The following is a 21261-nucleotide window of genomic DNA, read 5'->3' as shown; positions in this document are numbered from 1 at the left end:
CGGGAGGTTTTTTTATTGTGTACCAAAAAAGCCATCACCCCAAAGGTGACGGCTTTTTTGTTTAATTTGTTTTTTCAATGGATGATGAGTTTGTTTGTGTTTTATTAGATGTGTCTGTTTTATTTTTATTCGTGTCAGAACCTGTTGAATCATTCTTACCAGAGTTCGAATCACCATCCGACGTATCCTGGTTGTTACTGTTGTCGTTATCGTTATCGTTTGATTGGTCTTGGTTATTGTTGTCGGACGGATTGGTGTTCGTATTGTCTTGTTTTTTGTCTTGATCGTTTGTTGAATCATCTGTCTGATCTTGATCCGTCTGACCGTCATCTTTTTGAGAATCATCAGTTTGTGTATCATCCTGAGTCTTCTCATCATCTTGTTTTTCATCATCCGTTTGTTGCTGGTCTTTTTTATCTTCATCGTCTTCAGCTTTTGGCACCTCAAAGGATGTGGAAGCTGTACTTTTGCCATCATCACTGACGGCTGTTACTTCGAATTTGTACACAGATCCTGGCTGCACACCCGAAATAACTGCCTCTTTTGCAGAGCTGTTTTGAATTTCCGAGTAGCTGCCGCCGTCAACAGATTGCTTAACAGCAAAGGTTGCATCTCCGTCGTAATTCCAGCTTAACGTTAAAGATTGATTGTCTTTATCGTATTTCACGTTTAAACCAGACAGTTTAGCTGTTTCCTCTTTTTCTTCTTTCACATATGTTTTAGAAACAGTAGAAGGAGCTGTGCCTTTAACAAAGTACTCTGTGAGCTTCTTATCGCTTGGCGTATTTGGACCTGCCAGTTTTGCCGGATTAGAACCTTTTTCTACGGTGGCTTCCACTACGCTGTCAGGCTTCTCAAATGATCCGCTTCCGTCATCGACATCGGCGATGAGTTGGGCGAAGATGCGCTTTGCAATCTGTTGCTCTGTTTTATTTAAAGATTTTTTTCCTATCTTATTTTGAGAATCTACACCTGTCCAAACAGCAGCGGTATATTGAGGTGTATATCCTACAAACCATGAATCTGGTACACCGCCTTGTGCGATATTGTATTTTTGCATATCCGCTTCATCAAAGTTTGTTGTACCTGTTTTACCTGCAACTTCCACTCCCGGAACTTGGGCGAGCTGTCCAGTACCTGTCTTCACAGCTGTTTTCAGCATATCTGTAATCATAAACGCAGTATAATCACTCATGGCTGATTTTGATTTTGGTGTTAAGTCAAGCTTTGTGCCATCGTTAAATTCAATAGACTTTACAAAATGCGGTTCATTATATGTTCCGTTATTTCCGAAGGCGCTGTATGCTCCTGCCATTGTCAGTGAAGAGACACCGACATTCCCTTTTCCGAATCCTCCAATAGAGTAGGATTCATATACAGTATCTTTATCTAATCCCAGCCCAAGTCCATTGGCAAAGTCTACCGCGGCATCTTTTCCGACTGCTTGGAATGCTTTTAGAGCCGGGATGTTACGTGATTGGGCGAGGGCTTCACGCATAGACATGACCCCTTTATAGGAACGGTCAAAGTCTCGAATAGGTGTTCCATCTGAATACGTGTAAGCTGAGTCATCAATTTGCTCGTAAGTTGACCATTTTTTATTTTCAATCACTGGACCGTAGTCGAGAATAGGTTTAATGGTAGACCCAGGCTGTCGCTGGGCTTGGGTCGCGTAATTATAGCCACCAACCGTAGAATCTCTTCCGGCGCCAATCGCCCGCACTTCTCCGGTTTTCGTATCGAGAAGGGTAACGCCGCCCTGCATGCCTTCAGTAAACCCGACGGTGTCTCCGTCCATTAATTCATCTAGTTTATCTTGTGCTTTTGTATCTAATGTCGTATAGATCTTTAATCCGTCAGCAGATGGATCGACATCAGATTTTTCATCAATTTCCTTCATAACCTCTTCAACAAATGCGCTGTATTTGTTTGTACTTGCTTTTTCATATTCCTTCTGTGACACGACGCCTTCGTCTTTCACTGCCACTTTTTTCGCTTTGTTATATTGAGAATCAGAAATAAATCCTTGCTTTTTCATCAGACTGAGTACAATGTTCCGTCGTTTTTCCGCTTTATCCGGGTTTTTAACGGGATTGTACGCTGTCGGGCTCTGCGGCATTCCTGCAAGCGTCGCAGCCTGTTCGACAGTCAATTTGCTTAAATCTGTAACGCCGAAAAATTCTTCCGCCGCTTTTCCGATTCCGTATGCTCTAGGAGAAAAATAAATCCGGTTTAAATACATTTCTAAAATTTCATCTTTAGAGTAATTGCGCTCCAGCTGAATCGAAAGCCATACTTCCTGGACCTTCCGTTTCAACGTCTTCTGATGTGAAAGAAGGGAGTTTTTGACGACCTGCTGGGTGATCGTACTTCCGCCTTCAGCCCCGAAGCCGTCTTTAAAGTTGGCAACTAAAGCACCGCCGATACGGACAGGGTCAATCCCGTGGTGCTCATAAAAACGGGCGTCTTCTGTCGCGATAAAGGCTTCTTTTACAACATCGGGAATTTCATCTATCGAGACGTAGGTCCGTTTTTCGGCGCCGACTTCGGCGATCTCTTTTCCATTTTTATCATAAATCGTTGATGAATAAGGCGTCTTCAATTTGCTTTCATCAAGGGACGGCGCATCAGAAACCATGACGGCAAATGTAACAGCACCGCCGACTACGCCTAAAACAAACAGAATGAGTAAAGTGAAAAGGGTCTTTTTAAACAATCCGCCCTTTTTTCGTTTCTTGCCTTTTTTCGGTGAAGGACTCGACTTGCTGTTCGCTTTTCGTCGAGCTTCACGGCTGTTAAATTGATCTGACATAACATCTCAACCTTTCGTTAATCAACCTTTCGCACCAGATGATGGCGAAAAATAAAGCTGTTCAATAATACTAATATAATCAATTCTGGGTGCGTATCCAAGAGAAATCGGATAAGCTGTTTCTTCCAACTCATCTTTTCGAATTGATTTTCTGCCGTTTTTTTCTTTTCTGTCCCAGAAATAAAACAGCTTATCGGCTTCCAAAAAATAAACCTGGTCGAAAGCGGATATAATAACAAAACAAATACCGTCTTGAGCCTTTACCTGCTTCATATGCTCGATTTGATGGTCATGAAAATTCTGCAGGGGGAAAGAGGTCTTGTTTTTCGTTTCTTTCGCCTCAAAATCAATATACCGCCCTTTGTAAATCCCATTGTAGTCTGTTGTCGATGATTGTTTAAAGTAAGCTTCTTTAATCACTGCGGCACTTCTTTTTGGATAATGGACATTTACAATTTGAACAGGTGTCGGCTTTTTGTGTATAACGGCAATTTGGTTTGTCAGATAATACTTATTCGTTTCGTTTAAGTCATCTTCGAGGGTCATTCCGCGATTACTGTAAGACGGGGACCTTTTCTGACTGTTTTGGGATGAAACCGAATGTTTCGGCTGAAATGTTTTTCCGTTAGGATACCGAATCACTTTCTCATCCTCCTTATTAAACTAATCATGACGGAAGTGAATGAACGTGCAAGAACAACAGACCATTAGAAAGCTTCTGAGCCGGATTGAGCGGCAGACAAAAATAAAAAACGCGGATAACATTTCAAGAACAAATGCTTATAAAGCATTTTACGACCGTCACCCGGAAATCAAATGGTCGCTTTTGGCTTCTTTCGTTTCTCGTAATGCCGGCTGGTCAATGACTGACTTAAAAGGCAGTCTGTTTCAGCTTGGACTCCGTGAGAGACAGCAAGAATGGTTCTTTTTAGCCTATGAAAGAGCGAACTGGCTTATTTTTTCGGATGCCTATCCGCAGCTTCTACTATACCACTGGTCAAAAAGAGTTGGGAAACCGCTGTTTCATCTGCTGCATGTGTTTGGCGTCTCACAATTTATGTCGGAAGAATGGACCCGTTTTTGGCATGAGCGAAATACGGAGCGGCTAATGTATGCCCTCATTATAAATGAACAAAACACTATCCAAACACCTATTATACAAAATCCTTCGTTTAAAAAGAATGTTTTTGACACGATTCCTTTTTATTTAAGTGACTGGTTTCATTTTAACACCGTTATTTTTCCTTCCTCAAATGGGTTTCTTTACGGCATTTCAGTGAAACGCTTTTCAAAGGCGGAGGAAAGGATAAGGCTGGGAAAGCAGCTGTCTCAATTGCTGTTCAAGCCAGAATTGTTCTCCTCTTTTTATCACTTTTTGCACACAGTGCCGCACACAGGTTCCCGTTTTGATATGGAAAAGATGATCGGGATTACAAAAAGAACATCTCCTATGCTAAGGACATGCTACCCTGAGTTAATCCACTCATTAGACGGAACGAAAACAGATTGGTTTCATGGAAAGATAAAGAAAACGTTCTTTAGGCGCGAGGAATTGCCGAAGCAGATTGAATTGACAGACTGGTATTTACATAAAAAGCGCCAGCTTCATGCGCTTTTTGCGGTGGAGCAGTGGCTGAAAAAATAAAGAAGCAAGGAAATTCCTTGCTTCTTACGTAGAAGGGCGGTTCGGGCCGCCTAATTTTTTATCTAAAGAATCGATTGCCTTTGATTCAGTCTTTTTTTGCTGGCCGGCTTTTTTCGGTCTTGTTTTCATACGGCACCTCCTCACAAGTATCGTTTGCATTAAGGAGGAGGATCATACAATTTTTGCGGGTGTTTTTGTCGAAAACTTCAGCTTTTCGTGGAATACCTGTTTGTTTGGCGATTTGCTTCTAGTTTTGTCATGAGGAAGGAAAGAGCCTGGAGAGCAAAGAATTTTAACCGGGAGAGACAAGGAAAGGGAGGTACACGAATGTCCGGTTATGTATGCAAGACAGATATTCTCCGTATGCTTTCTGATATAGAAGATGAATTAACGCGAGCTGAGCAAAGCCTGAATCATTCTGTAAATGCATTAGAGGCTGAGATGCGGGAAACGGAAAACGATCGCCTAAGTATGCTTGAAGAAGAAATCATAGATCTTCATATTTGTATAAATGAGCTGTATCAATCGCCTGAACACAGGTATGCGTTTGAGAAGGTATACCGCATCGGCTGAATTTGTGAGTGAAATTTGGTACGATAGGCATTGAGGTGAAAGGTATTGCTATCACAAACATTGCTGGAAATGACCGAGCAAATGATTGAAGTTGCTGAAAAAGGCGCTGATCGGTATCAGGAAGGAAAAAACAGTAATCATTCTTATGATTTTTTTGAGACGATAAAGCCTGCAGTTGAAGAGAATGATGAACTGGCGGCCCGCTGGGCAGAGGGTGCTCTTGAATTGATAAAAGCCCACCGGCCAAAATATGTGCATAAAGAGCAAATTGAGACCGTAAAAGATAATTTCCTGGAATTGGTCCTTCAATCATATGTTCATCATATTCATAAAAAACGGTTCAAGGACATCACTGAGTCAGTCCTTTATACATTGCACGCAGTAAAGGATGAAATTGCAAGAGAAGACAGCCGGTAAAAGGCTGTCTTCTTTTCGTTTTTATAGGGGGCCGGACGTTAATTCATCTCATATGCCGGGCTTTCTGCTCCATTTGCTTCGAGAACCTTCATACTGTTACGAAACTCAGTTATGCTGAGATGTCCTTGAATATAGAGGAACTTGGCAAAGTCCATCAGTTTATTCATACAGTCTGTTTCATATTTCTTCATTTCTGCAAAACGTTTGCTTAAGTATGATACGTTCATTATGGTGCATCCCCTCTCATCTGTATTGAAAATATGGTACCATAATGATTCGACTTTTTTCTGTTTTTAAAAAATTTAAACTTTCGACACAATTTGACAAATGCTAATCATCACTTGTGACACAAACAATAGAAGTCATTCATACATATATAGAAGAGAAATATGTTGTGTTTAGGGGGGAATCGCAATGAACAGGAGCTCTCGAAGCTATCCTCGGCAAATGGGCTATTATTATCCTCAGCAAATGCAAGGATATTATCAGCAGGCTGCACCCGGTTATTTAGAGCAACAACTGCCTCAGCAGCATTATGGACAGCAGGATTATTATCAGCCCTATGCTCCGATCCAGCCTATGCCTATGCAGCCGCCTGTATTTTCTAACCCTTATCCTATCCCAAGGCCTAATCAACAGCAGCCTTCGCAATTTCAAAGCATTATGTCGCAGTTCAAAAAAGCCAATGGGCAATTTGATTTTAATAAAATGATGGATACGACAGGTCAAGTAATGAGTGCAATGAATCAGGTCGGATCTTTAATAAAGGGATTTACCAGCTTTTTTAAATGATAGAAGCATGAATGAATCGTTCATTCATGCTTATTTTTTGGAAAGAAAAGTGTCATTGTCTGCTCGTTCCAAGACGTTTCCATATCTTCTTGGCGAACTTCATAAGGCAGCTGAACCGTTCTTGTCATGCTTGTAAAGGTAGCCTCATTTTGGTGTTTCTGTTTTTCTTGGAGTGTTACATGGAGATACCTCGATTTAACATCAACGACGATCTCGCCATCTCGAAACGTCGCCGGTATGGTAATATCGATATACAGCCCAGTATCTTTTTCTCTGACATGTATGGTCGTCTGCACATCCTTTAAACTCGAGTTGATAAGGTTCTGAAATCCGTTTATAAGGTTGCCGAACGCTGAGGATTGGAAAAGAGTGTCGATTGCCTCCGTTATGATTTCTTCTTTCTTTTGCAGTTCGTTCTTTTTGTCATCATGGAATTCCAATTTCGCCACCGCCTTTTTTAACCAGATTATGCGTCTATGCCAGATGTTGTTATAAATTGAAGCAAAATTGAAAGTGTGGTTAAATAGTGGTGAATGAAGGGATAACGGTTGAAGTGAATGAGAAGGGAGAAAATACATTGCTGAAAAAATTATTCGGAATGGGCAAAACTCAGGAAAAGGTGACAGAAGAGGTTATTTATTCTCCGGCAGACGGTACAGTAATGGACCTGTCAGATGTGCCGGACCCTGTTTTTTCACAGAAAATGATGGGAGAAGGAATAGCGGTGGAACCTTCTAACGGTGAAATCGTTTCTCCCGCTGAAGGTGAAGTCATTCAGATTTTCCACACCAAACACGCCGTTGGCATTCGGACTCGCTCGGGAATTGAGCTGTTAATTCATGTCGGGCTGGAGACAGTCAATATGAACGGAGAAGGATTTACTGCCCACATTAAAGAAGGGGATAAAGTGAAGGTCGGTGACCCGCTGATTACATGTGATTTGGAATTAATAAAAGAAAAAGCGAGCAGCACAGTCATCCCAATCGTTATAATGAATGGTGAGGCTGTAGGATCAATTGTGCCGGCAGGCGAAAAGGCTGCTCGTAAAGGCGAATCAAAGCTCCTTACAATAAAAGCGAAATAAGCAGGGCGTATGCCTTGCTTTTTTTATTCAACTGTATAAAATTTGCACCTAGCCATGCAAACAAATATTCGGTAAACTGTACTTGACAAAGAGGTGTAAAGAATGAAAAAGAAATCACTGACTGAACTCATTTCTGATTTAAAAGGAAATGAAAACGTTGTGAATTGGCATGAAATTGAGCCTCGGGAAGCAAAAACAAGGCCTATGCCCGAAAGTATAGACGAGAGAATCAAAGCGGCCCTTTCGAAAAGGGGCATTGATGAACTATATACTCACCAATATTCCGCTTTTCAATATGTGCAAAAAGGAGAAAGCATCGTTACCGTAACGCCAACAGCATCAGGAAAAACGTTATGCTACAACCTCCCAGTCCTGCAGTCCATCGCCCAAGATGAAACAAACCGGGCGTTATATTTATTTCCGACTAAAGCGCTGGCACAAGACCAAAAGAGCGAGCTAAATGAAATTATTGATGAAATGGGCATTGATATTAAAAGCTTTACATATGACGGGGATACGTCTCCGGCAATCAGACAAAAGGTGAGAAAAGCAGGTCATATTGTCATTACAAACCCCGATATGCTGCATTCTGCCATTCTACCGCATCATACGAAATGGGTCAGTTTGTTTGAAAACCTTAAGTATATCGTCATCGATGAGCTTCATACGTATCGAGGTGTGTTCGGCAGCCATGTGGCAAATGTGATCCGGCGGCTGAAGCGGATCTGCCGGTTTTATGGAAGTGATCCGGTTTTTATTTGTACTTCCGCAACAATTGCCAACCCAAAGGAATTGGGAGAGCAGCTGACAGGCAAACCGATGCGGCTGGTCGATGACAACGGCGCACCGAGCGGACGCAAGCATTTTGTGTTTTACAATCCGCCAATTGTGAACAAACCGCTGAATATTAGAAGGAGCGCAACCGCAGAAGTGAATGAACTGGCGAAAGAGTTCCTTAAAAACAAAGTGCAGACCATTGTTTTTGCCAGAAGCAGAGTTCGGGTGGAAATTATTTTAAGCCATATTCAGGAGCTTGTGAAAAAAGAGATTGGAACAAAATCAATCAGAGGCTATCGGGGAGGCTATCTGCCGAAAGAGCGAAGAGAAATCGAAAGAGGACTGAGAGAAGGCGACATTTTAGGAGTGGTCAGTACGAATGCCTTAGAGCTTGGTGTTGATATCGGCCAGCTGCAAGTGTGTGTAATGACGGGGTATCCCGGAAGTGTTGCAAGTGCTTGGCAGCAGGCGGGACGAGCTGGCAGAAGACACGGTGAATCTTTGATTATCATGGTAGCCAATTCAACACCGATTGACCAATATATTGTGCGGCATCCTGAATATTTCTTTAATCGTTCGCCGGAATCTGCAAGAATCAATCCGGAGAATTTGATTATTTTAGTAGACCACTTAAAGTGTGCGGCTTATGAGCTTCCTTTTAGAGCTGATGAAGAATTTGGAGCCATGGAAGTCAGCGATATTCTTGAGTATCTTCAGGAAGAGGCTGTTCTTCACCGCAACGGCGAACGGTACCATTGGGCAAGTGAGTCGTTTCCTGCTTCAAACATCAGTTTGCGTTCCGCCTCCCAGGAAAATGTCGTTATAGTTGATCAGTCGGATATTGCAAATGTAAGGATTATCGGTGAAATGGACCGTTTTAGCGCGATGACGCTTTTACATGATGAAGCAATTTATTTGCATGAAGGCGTTCAGTATCAAGTTGAGAAGCTCGATTGGGACCATAAAAAAGCATATGTCAGAAAAGTCGATGTCGAATATTATACGGATGCAAACCTGGCAGTTCAGCTGAAGGTATTAGAAATCGATAAAACGAAAGAAAAAAGCCGTACGTCATTGCACTACGGAGACGTCACTGTCAATGCCCTGCCGACCATTTTTAAAAAAATAAAAATGACCACTTTTGAAAATATTGGGTCTGGACCCATTCATTTGCCGGAAGAAGAACTGCATACAAGTGCAGCTTGGCTCGAAATCAAAACAGCGGATGAAGACATCGGGGAAAAGACACTGGAACAGCTGCTTCTTGGCATCTCGAATGTGCTGCAGCATATTGTCCCTGTGTATATCATGTGTGATCGAAATGATGTTCATGTTGTTTCTCAAATTAAAGCAGCCCATACCGGATTGCCAACCATATTTTTATATGATCATTATCCGGGCGGTATCGGTTTGGCGGAGGAAGTCTTTAAACGTTTTTCAGACATTAATGAAGCGGCGAAACAACTGATTACACATTGTCCTTGTCATGACGGCTGTCCGTCTTGTATAGGTACGGAAATAGAAGGGATAAAAGCAAAGAAAAGAATTTTGCAGCTGTTGGATCAAATGTCGTAAGGAGGGAGGCCGGATATGTCATTAAAAGGGAAACTCGAGCGGATGAAAAAGCACATGGTGCTCGATGAAGGAGAACAAAAAATAGAAGCAGGCAAACAAGAAAACCACTTTGATGACATCCCGTTTTTAGAAGAGTGGGAGGCTTTTGGTATGAAGCCTTTCATCTTCGAAGATGAATACTGCCTTATCAGAGAAGTGGAATATCCGCTTTCTCACCGCCATGGGTTATACAGCTTTTCTGAGCTTGAGGAAGTGATCACACTGTGGAATCAAAGCGGCCTGTCGCATACATTGTCAGCAAAAGGGTATAACAAAAACAACCTCTTTTTCTTTGATACAGAAACAACCGGTCTTGGGGGTGGAGCTGGGAATACCATTTTTTTGCTTGGGCATGCGAGAGTATATGAAGACCGAGTGACAGTCAAACAGCATCTTTTGCCCAAACCGGGGAACGAAGTCGCCTTGTACCAAAGCTTTTTAAGCGAGGTTGACATTACATCACTTGTGACCTACAACGGCAAAGCCTTTGATTGGCCGCAGGTGAAAACAAGACACACCTTGATGCGTGACAGACTTCCGAAGCTTCCGGAATTTGGCCACTTTGATCTTTTGCATGGAGCTAGACGCCTGTGGAAACACAAAATGGACCGCGTATCTCTTGGCACGGTTGAAAAAGAGGAGCTCGGAATCCGCAGACTAGAAGACACACCGGGCTACTTGGCGCCAATGCTTTACTTTCATTTTATAAAGGCGCAAGAGCCGGATCTTTTAAAAGGTGTCCTGCATCATAATGAAATGGATGTGTTATCGCTCATTTCATTGTACATCCATATGTCTAAAAAAATCCTTTCAGAATCACATGCGCCAAAAGAACACAGTGAAGCCTATGCTATGGCGAAATGGTTTATGGCTCATAAAGAAACGGACCAAGCGATCAAGCAGTTGGAAAGGCTTATAGAAAAATCGTTTGAGGACCAGGACAGTGCACAGCTGGATTTATCGCTCCTGTACAAAAAACAAAACCGCTTGGAAGAAGCAGTGCCGCTTTGGGAAAAGCTGTCCCGCTCGCAAAACCAGAAGTGCAGATACGCTGCTGTAATAGAGCTCGCGAAATATTTTGAGCATAAGAAAAAAGAATTCGGAAAAGCATTGCAAATAGCAGAGCAATTGCTTAGCGATGCGGCATGCTTATCAGAGAAAGAAACTGAAAAACTGCATGTGAGAATTGCCCGGCTAAAGAGGAAATATTCCTCTTGAATATTCCCCGGGAAAGCGCAAAAGACGACTTGTTTCGCCATGAATTTTTTTTGCTGAATTCACATTGATTTTGTTGTAGAATAGCGGCGAATCCTGTAAAATGACGTTAGTTATTTTTAAAGGGAGAGTTGGTATGTATAAGGGTGTTTTTTACTTGTTCTTTGTTGTGGTATTTTTGATTGCTTTTGTGTTTTCAAACTTTAAAGACAGCTTAATTGCACACTTTTAAAATAGGTCTTTGCATCAGAACATGTACCCCTTATTTTTCATAACTTAGTATTGTAATAAAGTTTATGGAAAGGGGATTTTATCATGCATCACTGCAGACCGCATATGATGGCGCCAATTGTCCATCCTACTCATTGCTGTGAACACCATACGTTTTCGAAGACTATCGTGCCGCACATTCACCCACAGCATACAACAAACGTAAACCACCAGCATTTTCAGCACGTTCACTACTTTCCACACACTTTCTCAAATGTTGACCCGGCTACGCATCAGCATTTTCAAGCAGGAAAACCTTGCTGCGACTACTAGTATGGAAAACGTGCAGCTTGATGGTGTAAACAATGCAGCACAACAAATGGGGCCCACGGGAGCCCCATTTTTTAAAGCAGGTGAAATGATGAAAGTATTGGCAATAACGGGCTATAAACCGTTTGAACTCGGGATATTTAAGCAGGATGACAAGGCGCTGTATTACATAAAAAAAGCCATTAAGAACCGGCTGATTGCTTTTTTGGATGAAGGATTAGAATGGATTTTAATTTCGGGCCAGCTTGGAGCAGAGCTGTGGGCGGCAGAAGCCGCATATGATTTGCAGGAAGAATACCCTGACTTAAAGGTAGCTGTCATCACACCATTTTACGAGCAGGAAAAGAACTGGAAAGAACCGAATAAGGAACAGTATGAAGCAGTTCTGGCTCAGGCAGACTATGAAGCAAGCCTGACTCACCGTCCTTATGAAAGCCCGCTTCAATTCAAACAAAAAAATCAGTTCTTCATTGATAAGTCCGACGGGCTTCTGCTTTTATATGACCCGGAAAAGGAAGGCTCCCCTAAGTATATGCTTGGGACAGCGGAAAAAAGGCGCGAACAGAATGGCTATCCCATCTACTTTATTACAATGGATGACTTGAGAGTGACAGTAGAGGAAGACAGCTACTCATAGCAATAAGAGAAATTTGACAACCGTACAGATTTCTGAAAAAATATATGTGATGATTCACGATACGAGGTGAAAAAGATGCTTGCTGATAAAGTAAAGCTTTCTGCGAAAGAAATTTTGGAAAAAGAATTTAAAACAGGCGTTAGAGGCTACAAGCAAGAAGACGTTGACAAATTTTTAGATATGATTATTAAGGATTATGAAACCTTCCATCAAGAAATTGAAGAACTGCAGCAGGAAAATCTGCAGCTGAAAAAACAGCTTGAAGAAGCCAGCAAAAAACAGCCTGTGCAATCTAACACAACAAACTTTGATATTTTAAAACGGCTGTCTAACTTAGAAAAACACGTTTTTGGCAGCAAGCTTTATGATTGATCACGCTTGAAAAAAATGGCACTTGTAAATTGTAATCAGTTGTTATATAATAATTCATGTTCTTAACGTTCGGGTAATCGCTGCAGATCTTGAATCTGTAGAGGAAAGTCCATGCTCGCACGGTGCTGAGATGCCCGTAGTGTTCGTGCCTAGCGAAGTCATAAGCTAGGGCAGTCTTTAGAGGCTGACGGCAGGAAAAAAGCCTACGTCTTCGGATATGGCTGAGTATCCTTGAAAGTGCCACAGTGACGAAGTCTCACTAGAAATGGTGAGAGTGGAACGCGGTAAACCCCTCGAGCGAGAAACCCAAATTTTGGTAGGGGAACCTTCTTAACGGAATTCAACGGAGAGAAGGACAGAATGCTTTCTGTAGATAGATGATTGCCGCCTGAGTACGAGGTGATGAGCCGTTTGCAGTACGACGGAACAAAACATGGCTTACAGAACGTTAGACCACTTACATTTAAAATGATGAAAACAAGCTCTCCCGTATAAGGAGAGCTTTTATCTTGAAAAGAGAAAAGTTTTAAAAGACAGGGTGATACGATGAAGAAGTATACACTAATTGCAACGGCGCCGATGGGCATTGAAGCTGTTGTCGCAAAGGAAGTACGAGATTTAGGATACGAATGCAAGGTTGATAACGGGAAAGTTATTTTTGAAGGTGATGCACTTACCATCTGCCGTGCGAACCTTTGGCTTAGAACAGCCGACCGCATAAAGGTTCAGGTTGCTTCTTTTAAAGCGAAAACATTTGATGAACTGTTTGAAAAAACGAAAGCGATTAACTGGCGCTCATTTATACCTGAAAACGGGAAATTCCCTGTCATCGGAAAATCGGTAAAATCAACACTTGCAAGCGTTCCCGACTGTCAGCGGATCGTCAAAAAAGCAATTGTCGAAAAGCTCAAGCTGCAGTCCGGCAAAGCCAATGATTGGATTGAAGAAACAGGTGCCGAGTATAAAGTCGAAATTTCTTTATTGAAAGATCAGGCTTTGATTACACTGGACTCATCAGGGACAGGCCTTCACAAACGAGGATACCGTGTCGATCAGGGCGGTGCGCCGATTAAAGAAACACTTGCTGCCGCTTTGGTGCAATTAACCAATTGGACGCCGGACCGCCCGTTTGTTGATCCTTTCTGCGGCTCCGGAACAATCGCGATAGAAGCGGCGCTAATCGGCCAAAACATCGCCCCGGGATTCAATCGCGATTTTGTTTCAGAGGATTGGGAATGGATCGGTAAAGATCTGTGGAACAAAGCGCGGCTTGAAGTCGAAGAAAAGGCAAATTATGATCAGCCGCTTACAATTTTCGCTAGCGACATAGACCACCGCATGGTTCAAATCGCAAAAGAAAATGCAGAGGAAGCAGGATTGGGAGATCTAATCCAGTTCAAACAGATGCAGGTCAAAGACTTTACCACAAATCTGGAGTTTGGCGTAATTGTCGGCAACCCGCCATATGGAGAGCGTCTCGGCGAGAAAAAAGCCGTTGAACAGATGTACAAAGAAATGGGGCAGGCGTTCGAGCCGCTTGATACTTGGTCTGTGTATATGCTGACATCAAATGAAAACTTTGAGGAAGCATATGGCAGAAAAGCAACGAAGAAACGAAAACTCTTTAACGGGTTTATTAAAACGGATTATTATCAATACTGGTCAAAAGTAAGACCGCAGCGCAAGAAAACAGAAAACGCATAAAAAGAAGACGCTCTGCATGCGTCTTCTTTCATCTTTCAGCCCTATTCTATCTTTACCAACGGTGAGCTTTCGCGTTGCTTCTCAATATAATGTTGGTTTGGGACATTTCAGTGTGACCGTTTACTTGAGACTTAGAACGTTTAGGCCGCGTCCAATTGTGATGAAACAGTTCAGAATGCTGATCTAATCGGTTTCTATAACTCATGTCAACATCACTCCCTGATAGAATATTGTTGATAAGACGGATAATCCGGAGACGGAATATCAAGTGTAGTTTGTGCATGTTTCGGTGATAACATGCGGTAAAGCATGTATATAAAATGAAAAGTTCGCATACAATGATGATTATTTCCATCAGAGGTGATCTCATGCTGAACAGCGAACATTTTAATCTTATTCAAAGGGCGCTTGACGCAACAGCAAACGAGCTGAAGGAGCTCGGGACTGATTCGTCTCCGTCTGTGATTTCGCATGCGCAAACTGATTTAGAAAAAGCGGTAGAACATATTTATTCAACAGACCATCCTTTTTTATCGTCGCATGTGATCAATCGTAAGTAAACTGCAAAAAACTTGGCATTGCCAAGTTTTTTTATTGTATTCATCAGCGGAAAATGATATTATTGGTGGTCTGAATGTCGAATAGTTGGGGGTTGGAACTAGGTGACAACATCACGTTTGCCTTTTTCTTTAACGAAAACAAAGAATTTTTATGAAGAATTGAACAATTGGATTGGTGACGTGTTTTACGATATCCTTCCCGAAAAAGGGTTTGATCTTCGGGATGAGCAAGTATTTATGGCTTTTCAGCTGGAGCGGGCGTTTAAAGAGAAAAAAGTCATGTTCGCCGAAGCTGGAGTGGGAACGGGGAAAACGCTGGTTTATCTTCTTTTTGCAATCAGCTATGCAAGGTATGTCGGCAAACCCGCCATCATCGCTTGTGCAGATGAAACATTAATTGAACAGCTGGTGAAAAAAGAGGGCGATATTTCTAAGCTGGCTGAGCATCTTGATCTGAAAATTGATACAAGGCTGTCAAAATCACATGAGCAATATTTATGCTTGAAGAAACTTGAAAAAACAATGCAGCGTTCTGATGATGATAAATGGCTGGATCTTTATGAGTCGTTACCGTCATTTGTCCACGAGTCACAGGCGATGCAGCGCTTTTATCCGTATGGCGACCGTAAGCAGTACGCAAATCTATCGAATGAAGAGTGGTCTGACGTAAGCTACGACTCGTTTCAGGACTGTCTGACTTGTGATATGAGACACAGATGCGGTCTGACGCTTTCCAGAGATTACTACCGCAAGTCAACGGACTTAATCATTTGTTCCCATGATTTTTATATGGAGCATGTGTGGACGGAAGAATCACGCAAACGAGAGGGCCAGCTGCCGCTCTTGCCTGATCATAGTGCAGTTGTATTTGATGAGGGGCATTTGTTAGAGTTTGCTGCGCAAAAAGCGCTAACCTATAGAGTGAAGCAGTCTACTCTTGAATTGTTTTTAGAACGATTGCTGCAAAATGACATCAGAGAAGAGTTTGCAGAATTGATTGAAGATGCGCTTCTCGCAAACGACGAATTTTTCTATGTTCTTTCTGAAGAATCAAAGGAAGTAGCCGGTTCACACCGTTTAGAAATAAAAAATGACCAGCGTGTCAAAAAGGCGGCGGACGAGCTTTGCCGTTTACTTGATAAAATCGGTGAGGCACTTGTATTTGAGTCTGAAATGTATACGATTGATCAATACGAGCTGTCAGTAGTGGAAGAATATGTTGAACAAATGGCGTATTCATTATCTCTATATCAAAAGGATGCGATCAGCTGGCTGGAGAAAAAGGAAGCAGAATCAACTTTTGTCGTGATGCCGAGAACGGTAGCAGAAGTACTTGGCGAAAAAGTGTTTTCTAAGAAAATTCCTTATATCTTCTCTTCTGCTACGCTGTCAGAAGGCGGTTCGTTTGATTATATTGCCGACAGTCTTGGGATTCATGATTATTTGTCATTAACTGTTGATTCCCCTTATGATTATGACGAGCAAATGAGTATTAATCTATACGCAAAAACAGATATGGCCGCTGAACAAAAAACGGCTGAAACGATTGAAACAATCAAACGTTACAAAGGAAGAACGCTGGTGCTTTTCCCTTCTTTTGAAGAATTAAACGAGTTTAAAGAGCTGTCGGCGGCATGGGAGCTGCCGTATCCAATTTTCTTCGAAGGTGATGAGGAAATCAGCAGCTTAGTAGAGAAATTCCAAGAGGAAGAGGAAACAGTACTTTGTTCAGTTCACTTATGGGAAGGACTCGACATTCCCGGTGACGCATTGAAGAATGTTACCATTTGGTCATTGCCGTTCCCGCCACACGATCCTGTATTTACAGCGAAGCGCAACGGAGCGAAAAAAGATCCGTTCGAAGAAGTTGATCTGCCATATATGTTGTTACGTGTACGGCAGGGCATCGGGCGCCTGATTCGCTCGAATCAAGACAGCGGCTCGATTCACATTTACGCTGGCGGAGAAAATGAACGCATCATTGATGAGGTCAAAAAGGTCTTGCCTGTTGAACCGCACATGATGTAATGGAAAAAAGCTGACGATCGTTCGTCAGCTTTTTTTATTTGTCAGCGGGATAGCCAGCCGCCATCAACTGCTAAAATATGTCCATTTACATAATCTGAAGCACGTGATGCCAAAAAGACTGCAGTCCCCCCGATATCATCCGCTTGGCCCCAGCGGCCGGCAGGAATTCTCTTTAAAATGTCCTCATTTCGCTTTTCGTCATCCCGAATAGGCTTTGTATTCGCAGTAGAAATATAGCCTGGGGCGATTGCGTTGACCTGAATACCTGACGCTGCCCACTCATTTGCAAATGATTTTGTCAAACCGGCAACAGCGTGTTTGCTCGCGGTGTAAGCCGGAACGAGGATGCCGCCTTGAAAAGACAGGAGAGAGGCAATATTAATAATCTTTCCATGACCTCTTTTCAGCATGTGCCTGCCAGCAAGCTGTGTCAGAATAAACAGGCTGTTTAGATTGACATTCAGTACGTGCTGCCAGTTCTCTTCTGGAAAATCTTCCGCTTTTTCCCGATGAATAATGCCGGCATTATTGACAAGGATGTCGATCTGCCTGTTTTCAAACAGCTCAGCTGCAGAATCCTTTATCGCTTCCGGCTTGCTCATGTCCAATGTAAAAGATGTAAATATCCGGCCTTCCTGTTCCACAAGCTGCTGTGTTTCAGACAGACTGCTTGTATGTGATGTGCCGATAATATCAGCGCCAGCCCCGGCTAGGGCTTTGGCTATTCCTTGACCGATCCCTGTTCCCGGGCCTGTCACCAGCGCTGTTTTTCCTTCTAATGAAAAGGCGTCATGTAGATAACCCATCTTATTTCAGCCCATCCATCGGAACGAGATCCATGTCCGTAAATGTGTAATTTTCTCCAGCCATCGCCCACACAAAGCTATAGTTTGATGTTCCTGCGCCAGAATGAATAGACCAGGCGGGAGAAAGGACAGCATGCTCATTTCCAACAACAAGATGGCGTGTTTCATCCGGCTGGCCCATGAAATGAAATACCTTTGAGTCCTTTTCAAGATCCAGATAAAGATAAGCCTCCATCCGACGGTCATGAACGTGTGCTGGCATGGTATTCCAGTTGTTGTTTTGATCTAACATCGTTATTCCCATCATCAGCTGACAGCTTTTAATGCCATCCTGATGAATGACTTTGTACAGACTTCTGACATTAGATGCTGCATCATCACCAAGGCGGTCCGGTGTCAGTTCAGGTAGGGCGGCTTTTTGTGTCGGATAGCTTTTGTGGGCGCAAGCGGAGACGAAGTAAAACTTCGCTTTTTCCCCGTTCAGGCTTGAAAACGATACATCCTGATTGCCCATTCCAATATAGAGAAAATCCTTTGTTTGAAGCACATATTCATCATCGCCGACTCTAACGGCACCAGGCTGGCCGACATTAATAATCCCGATTTCACGCCGTTCCAAAAAGAAGTCTGTTTTTAGAAAATCACCTGCATCAAGCTTCAGTTCACTTTGCCCTGGAGCCGCTCCGCCGATGACAACCCGGTCTTCATGTGAGTAATACATCGTAAGTTTGTTTTCTGTAAATAAAGAATCCATTAAGAAATGACTGCGAAGCTCCTCTGTTGTAAAGCGTTTTACTTGTTCAGGATGTACAGAATAACGATTTTCCATTATATTTCCCCCTTGGTTAGGATTTCAGCATCACTTGAATGAAAATATTTTGGTAACGGTTTCAAAGAAAATTTTAGGATAAATAGTGAAAAGAGTCAACGAAAAAATAATGAATTGACACATTATTAAAAAAACTCTTCCCGAATTTTAAAATTATGGTATTCTTTTGTTGTAACGGTTTTGAAATCGGTTTCAAATATATGAGATACAGGAGCACTTGAATGAAAAAGAAAACAACAGGCCATACAACCATCAAAGACGTAGCTGAATGTGCAGGAGTTTCGAAATCGACAGTTTCCCGCTATATTAACGGAAAAATTGACGCGATTTCTCCTGAAAAAGTGAAAAACATTAAAAAGGCAATCGCAGAATTGAATTATCGGCCGAGTAAAATGGCACAAGGTTTGAAAATAAAAAAAAGCAAGTTAATCGGATTTGTTGTGGCTGACATTACAAATCCTTTTTCGGTCGCTGCTTTCAGGGGAGTCGAAGAGGTTTGTGATCAATATGGATACAGCATTATGGTGTGCAACACAGATAACAGTCCTGAAAAAGAGCGGGAAATGCTCTTAAAGCTAGAAGCCCATTCGGTTGAGGGCCTGATTTTAAACGCAACAGGGGAAAACAAGGATGTACTGCGCGCTTTTGCTGAACAGCAAATTCCAACAATCTTAATTGACCGGAAACTGCCGGATCTGAAACTGGATACCGTAACGACTGACAACAGATGGATCACAAAAGAGATTCTTCAGAAGGTGTACAGCAAAGGGTATACTGATGTCGCGCTGTTTACCGAACCGATTTCCTCTATCAGCCCTCGTGCAGAAAGAGCAGCTGTGTATCAGGAAATGGCTTCGGTTCAAAATGTGAACGGGCTTGTCAGATTGCATGAAATTGACGTAAAAGACAAGGAGCAGCTTAAGGCGGCGCTTCGTTCTTTTCACAAGGAAATGCCGGAGCAAAAAAAAGCGATTCTGGCTTTGAATGGCTTGATTATGCTGAAAATCATCAGCTGTATGGAAGAGCTTGGCCTGCGCATCCCTCAAGATATAGGGATTGCAGGATTCGATGATACGGAGTGGTACAAACTGATCGGTCCAGGCATTACAACGATCGCCCAGCCGTCACATGATATGGGCAGGACGGCGATGGAACGTGTATTAAAAAGGATTGAAGGTGACAAAGGAGCGCCTCAAACCATTGAATTAGAGGCAAAAGTCATCATGAGAAAGTCACTTTAATCCTAGGTGCCCTCAACTAAGAGGAGGTTGGGAAGAGATGAAGCTTGATGCGGTGACATTCGGGGAATCAATGGCCATGTTTTACGCAAATGAGTATGGAGGCCTTCATGAAGTATCCACTTTTTCTAAAGGGCTTGCCGGAGCAGAAAGCAATGTCGCCTGCGGCCTTGCCAGACTCGGATTCCGAATGGGATGGATGAGCAAGGTCGGCAATGATCAGCTCGGAACGTTTATTTTACAAGAGCTTAAAAAAGAGGGAGTGGATGTGTCCCGCGTGATCCGCTCGCAGGACGAAAATCCCACCGGGCTGCTGCTTAAGTCAAAAGTGAAAGAAGGCGACCCGCAAGTTACCTACTATAGGAAAAACTCAGCTGCAAGCACATTAACTTCTGCTGAATATCCGAGAGATTATTTTCAATGCGCAGGCCATTTGCATGTGACAGGTATTCCGCCTGCCTTATCAGCCGAGATGAAAGACTTCACGTACCATGTCATGAACGACATGAGAAACGCAGGGAAAACCATTTCATTCGACCCTAATGTAAGACCTTCGCTTTGGCCTGATCAAGCAACAATGGTACACACAATCAACGATCTGGCTGGGCTTGCAGACTGGTTTTTCCCGGGTATCGCAGAGGGAGAGCTATTGACCGGAGAAAAAACACCTGAAGGCATTGCCGACTATTATTTGAAAAAAGGTGCCAGCTTTGTCGCTATTAAACTCGGAAAAGAAGGCGCTTACTTTAAAACGGGGACAAGTGAAGGATTTCTAGAAGGCTGCCGGGTCGACCGGGTGGTTGATACGGTCGGCGCCGGAGACGGATTTGCAGTCGGTGTAATCAGCGGTATCCTAGACGGTTTGTCGTACAAGGATGCGGTGCAAAGGGGAAATGCGATTGGCGCTTTGCAAGTGCAGGCACCGGGGGATATGGACGGTTTGCCGACCAGGGAGAAATTAGCTTCTTTTTTATCTGCTCAAAGAACGGTTCACCAAAAGAAAGGGGATTATTAATATGGAGTCCAAAGTAGTTGAAAACCGTCTGAAAGAAGCAAAGCTGATTGCAGTCATTCGTTCAAAGGATACGCAGGAGGCCTGTCAGCAGATTGAGAGTTTGTTAGATAAAGGGATTCGTGCAGTTGAAGTGACGTATACGACCCCCGGGGCATCAGATATTATCGAATCCTTCCGTAATAGGGAAGATATTTTAATTGGCGCGGGCACTGTCATCACCGCGCAGCAAGCTGGGGAAGCTGCTGAGGCTGGCGCGCAGTTTATTGTCAGTCCGGGTTTTTCAGCTGATCTTGCTGAACATCTATCTTTTGTAAAGACACATTATATCCCCGGCGTCTTGACTCCGAGCGAAATTATGGAAGCGCTGACATTCGGTTTTACGACATTAAAGCTGTTCCCAAGCGGTGTGTTTGGCATCCCGTTTATGAAAAATTTAGCGGGTCCTTTCCCGCAGGTGACCTTTATTCCGACAGGCGGGATACATCCGTCTGAAGTGCCGGATTGGCTTAGAGCCGGAGCTGGCGCCGTCGGAGTCGGCAGCCAGCTGGGCAGCTGTTCAAAAGAGGATTTGCAGGCTGTTTTCCAAGTGTAAGCGGAATTGTT

The 21261-nt window shown here is 43.0% G+C and carries 25 protein-coding genes and 1 other RNA gene; 18 read left to right on the top strand and 8 right to left on the bottom strand.

The window, feature by feature from the left end; genetic code table 11:
• Window positions 1-61: 61 nt before the first annotated feature.
• Window positions 62-2812, bottom strand: a complete 2751-nt coding sequence (locus tag CW370_RS06380) for a transglycosylase domain-containing protein (RefSeq protein WP_024571846.1) — start codon at window positions 2810-2812, stop codon at window positions 62-64.
• 21 nt (window positions 2813-2833) lie between these two features.
• Window positions 2834-3454 (bottom strand): Holliday junction resolvase RecU, encoded by a 621-nt coding sequence (gene recU, locus CW370_RS06375; protein WP_024571847.1) that lies wholly within the window; start codon window positions 3452-3454, stop codon window positions 2834-2836.
• 40 nt (window positions 3455-3494) lie between these two features.
• Here recU and CW370_RS06370 point away from each other — a divergent pair, with 40 nt between their 5' ends.
• Window positions 3495-4457 (top strand): DUF2515 domain-containing protein, encoded by a 963-nt coding sequence (locus tag CW370_RS06370; RefSeq protein WP_029878384.1) that lies wholly within the window; start codon window positions 3495-3497, stop codon window positions 4455-4457.
• Between the two features lie 24 nt (window positions 4458-4481).
• On the opposite strand, the gene sspM is transcribed toward CW370_RS06370, so the two are convergent.
• Complete coding sequence (sspM, locus tag CW370_RS06365; protein ID WP_003225606.1) at window positions 4482-4586, bottom strand: acid-soluble spore protein SspM; 105 nt, start codon at window positions 4584-4586, stop codon at window positions 4482-4484.
• Window positions 4587-4784: 198 nt separating this feature from the next.
• On the opposite strand from sspM, the gene CW370_RS06360 reads away from it, so the two are divergent.
• Both CW370_RS06360 and CW370_RS06355 read left to right on the top strand, forming a co-directional pair.
• Window positions 4785-5030: a YppD family protein gene (locus tag CW370_RS06360; RefSeq protein ID WP_015251831.1), complete on the top strand. Its 246-nt coding sequence runs from the start codon at window positions 4785-4787 to the stop codon at window positions 5028-5030.
• Between the two features lie 45 nt (window positions 5031-5075).
• Window positions 5076-5447 (top strand): YppE family protein, encoded by a 372-nt coding sequence (locus CW370_RS06355; RefSeq protein WP_015714151.1) that lies wholly within the window; start codon window positions 5076-5078, stop codon window positions 5445-5447.
• 38 nt (window positions 5448-5485) lie between these two features.
• Here CW370_RS06355 and CW370_RS06350 read toward each other — a convergent pair whose 3' ends face one another.
• Window positions 5486-5674: a YppF family protein gene (locus tag CW370_RS06350; RefSeq protein ID WP_003230690.1), complete on the bottom strand. Its 189-nt coding sequence runs from the start codon at window positions 5672-5674 to the stop codon at window positions 5486-5488.
• A gap of 187 nt (window positions 5675-5861) precedes the next feature.
• Between CW370_RS06350 and CW370_RS06345 the strand changes: the two genes are divergently transcribed.
• Entirely contained in the window at window positions 5862-6239 is a 378-nt protein-coding gene (locus CW370_RS06345; protein WP_014477159.1) for a YppG family protein, read from the top strand.
• A 20-nt stretch (window positions 6240-6259) separates the two neighbouring features.
• Here CW370_RS06345 and CW370_RS06340 read toward each other — a convergent pair whose 3' ends face one another.
• Window positions 6260-6679 (bottom strand): Hsp20/alpha crystallin family protein, encoded by a 420-nt coding sequence (locus CW370_RS06340; protein WP_014477158.1) that lies wholly within the window; start codon window positions 6677-6679, stop codon window positions 6260-6262.
• 137 nt (window positions 6680-6816) lie between these two features.
• Between CW370_RS06340 and CW370_RS06335 the strand changes: the two genes are divergently transcribed.
• From CW370_RS06335 to CW370_RS06300, 9 genes are all read left to right on the top strand, one after another.
• Complete coding sequence (locus tag CW370_RS06335) at window positions 6817-7323, top strand: PTS sugar transporter subunit IIA (protein WP_024571849.1); 507 nt, start codon at window positions 6817-6819, stop codon at window positions 7321-7323.
• 102 nt (window positions 7324-7425) lie between these two features.
• A complete protein-coding gene (mrfA, locus tag CW370_RS06330; RefSeq protein WP_024571850.1) occupies window positions 7426-9675 on the top strand; it encodes an ATP-dependent helicase MrfA in 2250 nt (749 codons plus the stop codon).
• A 15-nt stretch (window positions 9676-9690) separates the two neighbouring features.
• Window positions 9691-10932 carry a metal-dependent exonucleaseMrfB gene (gene mrfB / locus CW370_RS06325; RefSeq protein ID WP_024571851.1) on the top strand — a complete coding sequence of 414 codons (1242 nt, stop codon included), beginning with the start codon at window positions 9691-9693 and terminating at the stop codon, window positions 10930-10932.
• A 100-nt stretch (window positions 10933-11032) separates the two neighbouring features.
• Window positions 11033-11161 carry a hypothetical protein gene (locus CW370_RS21215; RefSeq protein WP_003230707.1) on the top strand — a complete coding sequence of 43 codons (129 nt, stop codon included), beginning with the start codon at window positions 11033-11035 and terminating at the stop codon, window positions 11159-11161.
• An 83-nt stretch (window positions 11162-11244) separates the two neighbouring features.
• Window positions 11245-11472: a spore coat protein CotD gene (gene cotD / locus CW370_RS06320; protein ID WP_010886551.1), complete on the top strand. Its 228-nt coding sequence runs from the start codon at window positions 11245-11247 to the stop codon at window positions 11470-11472.
• A gap of 88 nt (window positions 11473-11560) precedes the next feature.
• Window positions 11561-12106, top strand: coding sequence for a DUF1273 domain-containing protein (locus CW370_RS06315; protein ID WP_024571852.1), 546 nt, complete (start codon window positions 11561-11563; stop codon window positions 12104-12106).
• A 75-nt stretch (window positions 12107-12181) separates the two neighbouring features.
• On the top strand, window positions 12182-12478 hold the full coding sequence (gene gpsB, locus CW370_RS06310) for a cell division regulator GpsB (RefSeq protein WP_003225629.1): 297 nt from the start codon (window positions 12182-12184) through the stop codon (window positions 12476-12478).
• A gap of 65 nt (window positions 12479-12543) precedes the next feature.
• Window positions 12544-12924, top strand: an RNA gene (rnpB, locus tag CW370_RS06305) — RNase P RNA component class B.
• Between the two features lie 100 nt (window positions 12925-13024).
• A complete protein-coding gene (locus tag CW370_RS06300; RefSeq protein WP_029946164.1) occupies window positions 13025-14182 on the top strand; it encodes a THUMP domain-containing class I SAM-dependent RNA methyltransferase in 1158 nt (385 codons plus the stop codon).
• 52 nt (window positions 14183-14234) lie between these two features.
• Here CW370_RS06300 and CW370_RS06295 read toward each other — a convergent pair whose 3' ends face one another.
• Entirely contained in the window at window positions 14235-14387 is a 153-nt protein-coding gene (locus CW370_RS06295) for a YpzG family protein (protein ID WP_010327933.1), read from the bottom strand.
• Window positions 14388-14550: 163 nt separating this feature from the next.
• Here CW370_RS06295 and CW370_RS06290 point away from each other — a divergent pair, with 163 nt between their 5' ends.
• On the top strand, window positions 14551-14742 hold the full coding sequence (locus CW370_RS06290) for a hypothetical protein (RefSeq protein WP_003246090.1): 192 nt from the start codon (window positions 14551-14553) through the stop codon (window positions 14740-14742).
• A gap of 102 nt (window positions 14743-14844) precedes the next feature.
• Window positions 14845-16770 (top strand): ATP-dependent DNA helicase, encoded by a 1926-nt coding sequence (locus CW370_RS06285; protein WP_014477152.1) that lies wholly within the window; start codon window positions 14845-14847, stop codon window positions 16768-16770.
• A gap of 41 nt (window positions 16771-16811) precedes the next feature.
• On the opposite strand, the gene kduD is transcribed toward CW370_RS06285, so the two are convergent.
• Together kduD and kduI are read right to left on the bottom strand one after the other, a co-directional pair.
• The gene (gene kduD / locus CW370_RS06280; RefSeq protein ID WP_024573410.1) at window positions 16812-17576 is read right to left on the bottom strand and encodes a 2-dehydro-3-deoxy-D-gluconate 5-dehydrogenase KduD; all 765 of its coding nucleotides are present in this window, start codon (window positions 17574-17576) and stop codon (window positions 16812-16814) included.
• Window position 17577: 1 nt separating this feature from the next.
• On the bottom strand, window positions 17578-18405 hold the full coding sequence (kduI, locus tag CW370_RS06275) for a 5-dehydro-4-deoxy-D-glucuronate isomerase (RefSeq protein ID WP_029945981.1): 828 nt from the start codon (window positions 18403-18405) through the stop codon (window positions 17578-17580).
• Window positions 18406-18626: 221 nt separating this feature from the next.
• Here kduI and kdgR point away from each other — a divergent pair, with 221 nt between their 5' ends.
• From kdgR to eda, 3 genes are read left to right on the top strand one after another with little or no spacing between them, the layout of a single operon-like run.
• Complete coding sequence (gene kdgR, locus CW370_RS06270; protein WP_015383935.1) at window positions 18627-19646, top strand: pectin utilization transcriptional regulator KdgR; 1020 nt, start codon at window positions 18627-18629, stop codon at window positions 19644-19646.
• Between the two features lie 37 nt (window positions 19647-19683).
• Window positions 19684-20658 carry a 2-dehydro-3-deoxygluconokinase gene (gene kdgK, locus CW370_RS06265; protein ID WP_015251846.1) on the top strand — a complete coding sequence of 325 codons (975 nt, stop codon included), beginning with the start codon at window positions 19684-19686 and terminating at the stop codon, window positions 20656-20658.
• A 1-nt stretch (window position 20659) separates the two neighbouring features.
• Entirely contained in the window at window positions 20660-21250 is a 591-nt protein-coding gene (gene eda, locus CW370_RS06260; RefSeq protein WP_014480094.1) for a bifunctional 4-hydroxy-2-oxoglutarate aldolase/2-dehydro-3-deoxy-phosphogluconate aldolase, read from the top strand.
• Window positions 21251-21261 lie beyond the last annotated feature (11 nt).

The sequence above is a fragment of the Bacillus sp. SN32 genome, assembly GCF_002837495.1.
In the GTDB taxonomy this organism is placed as follows: Bacteria; Bacillota; Bacilli; order Bacillales; family Bacillaceae; genus Bacillus; species Bacillus subtilis.
This window is presented reverse-complemented; position numbering and strand designations above follow the sequence as displayed.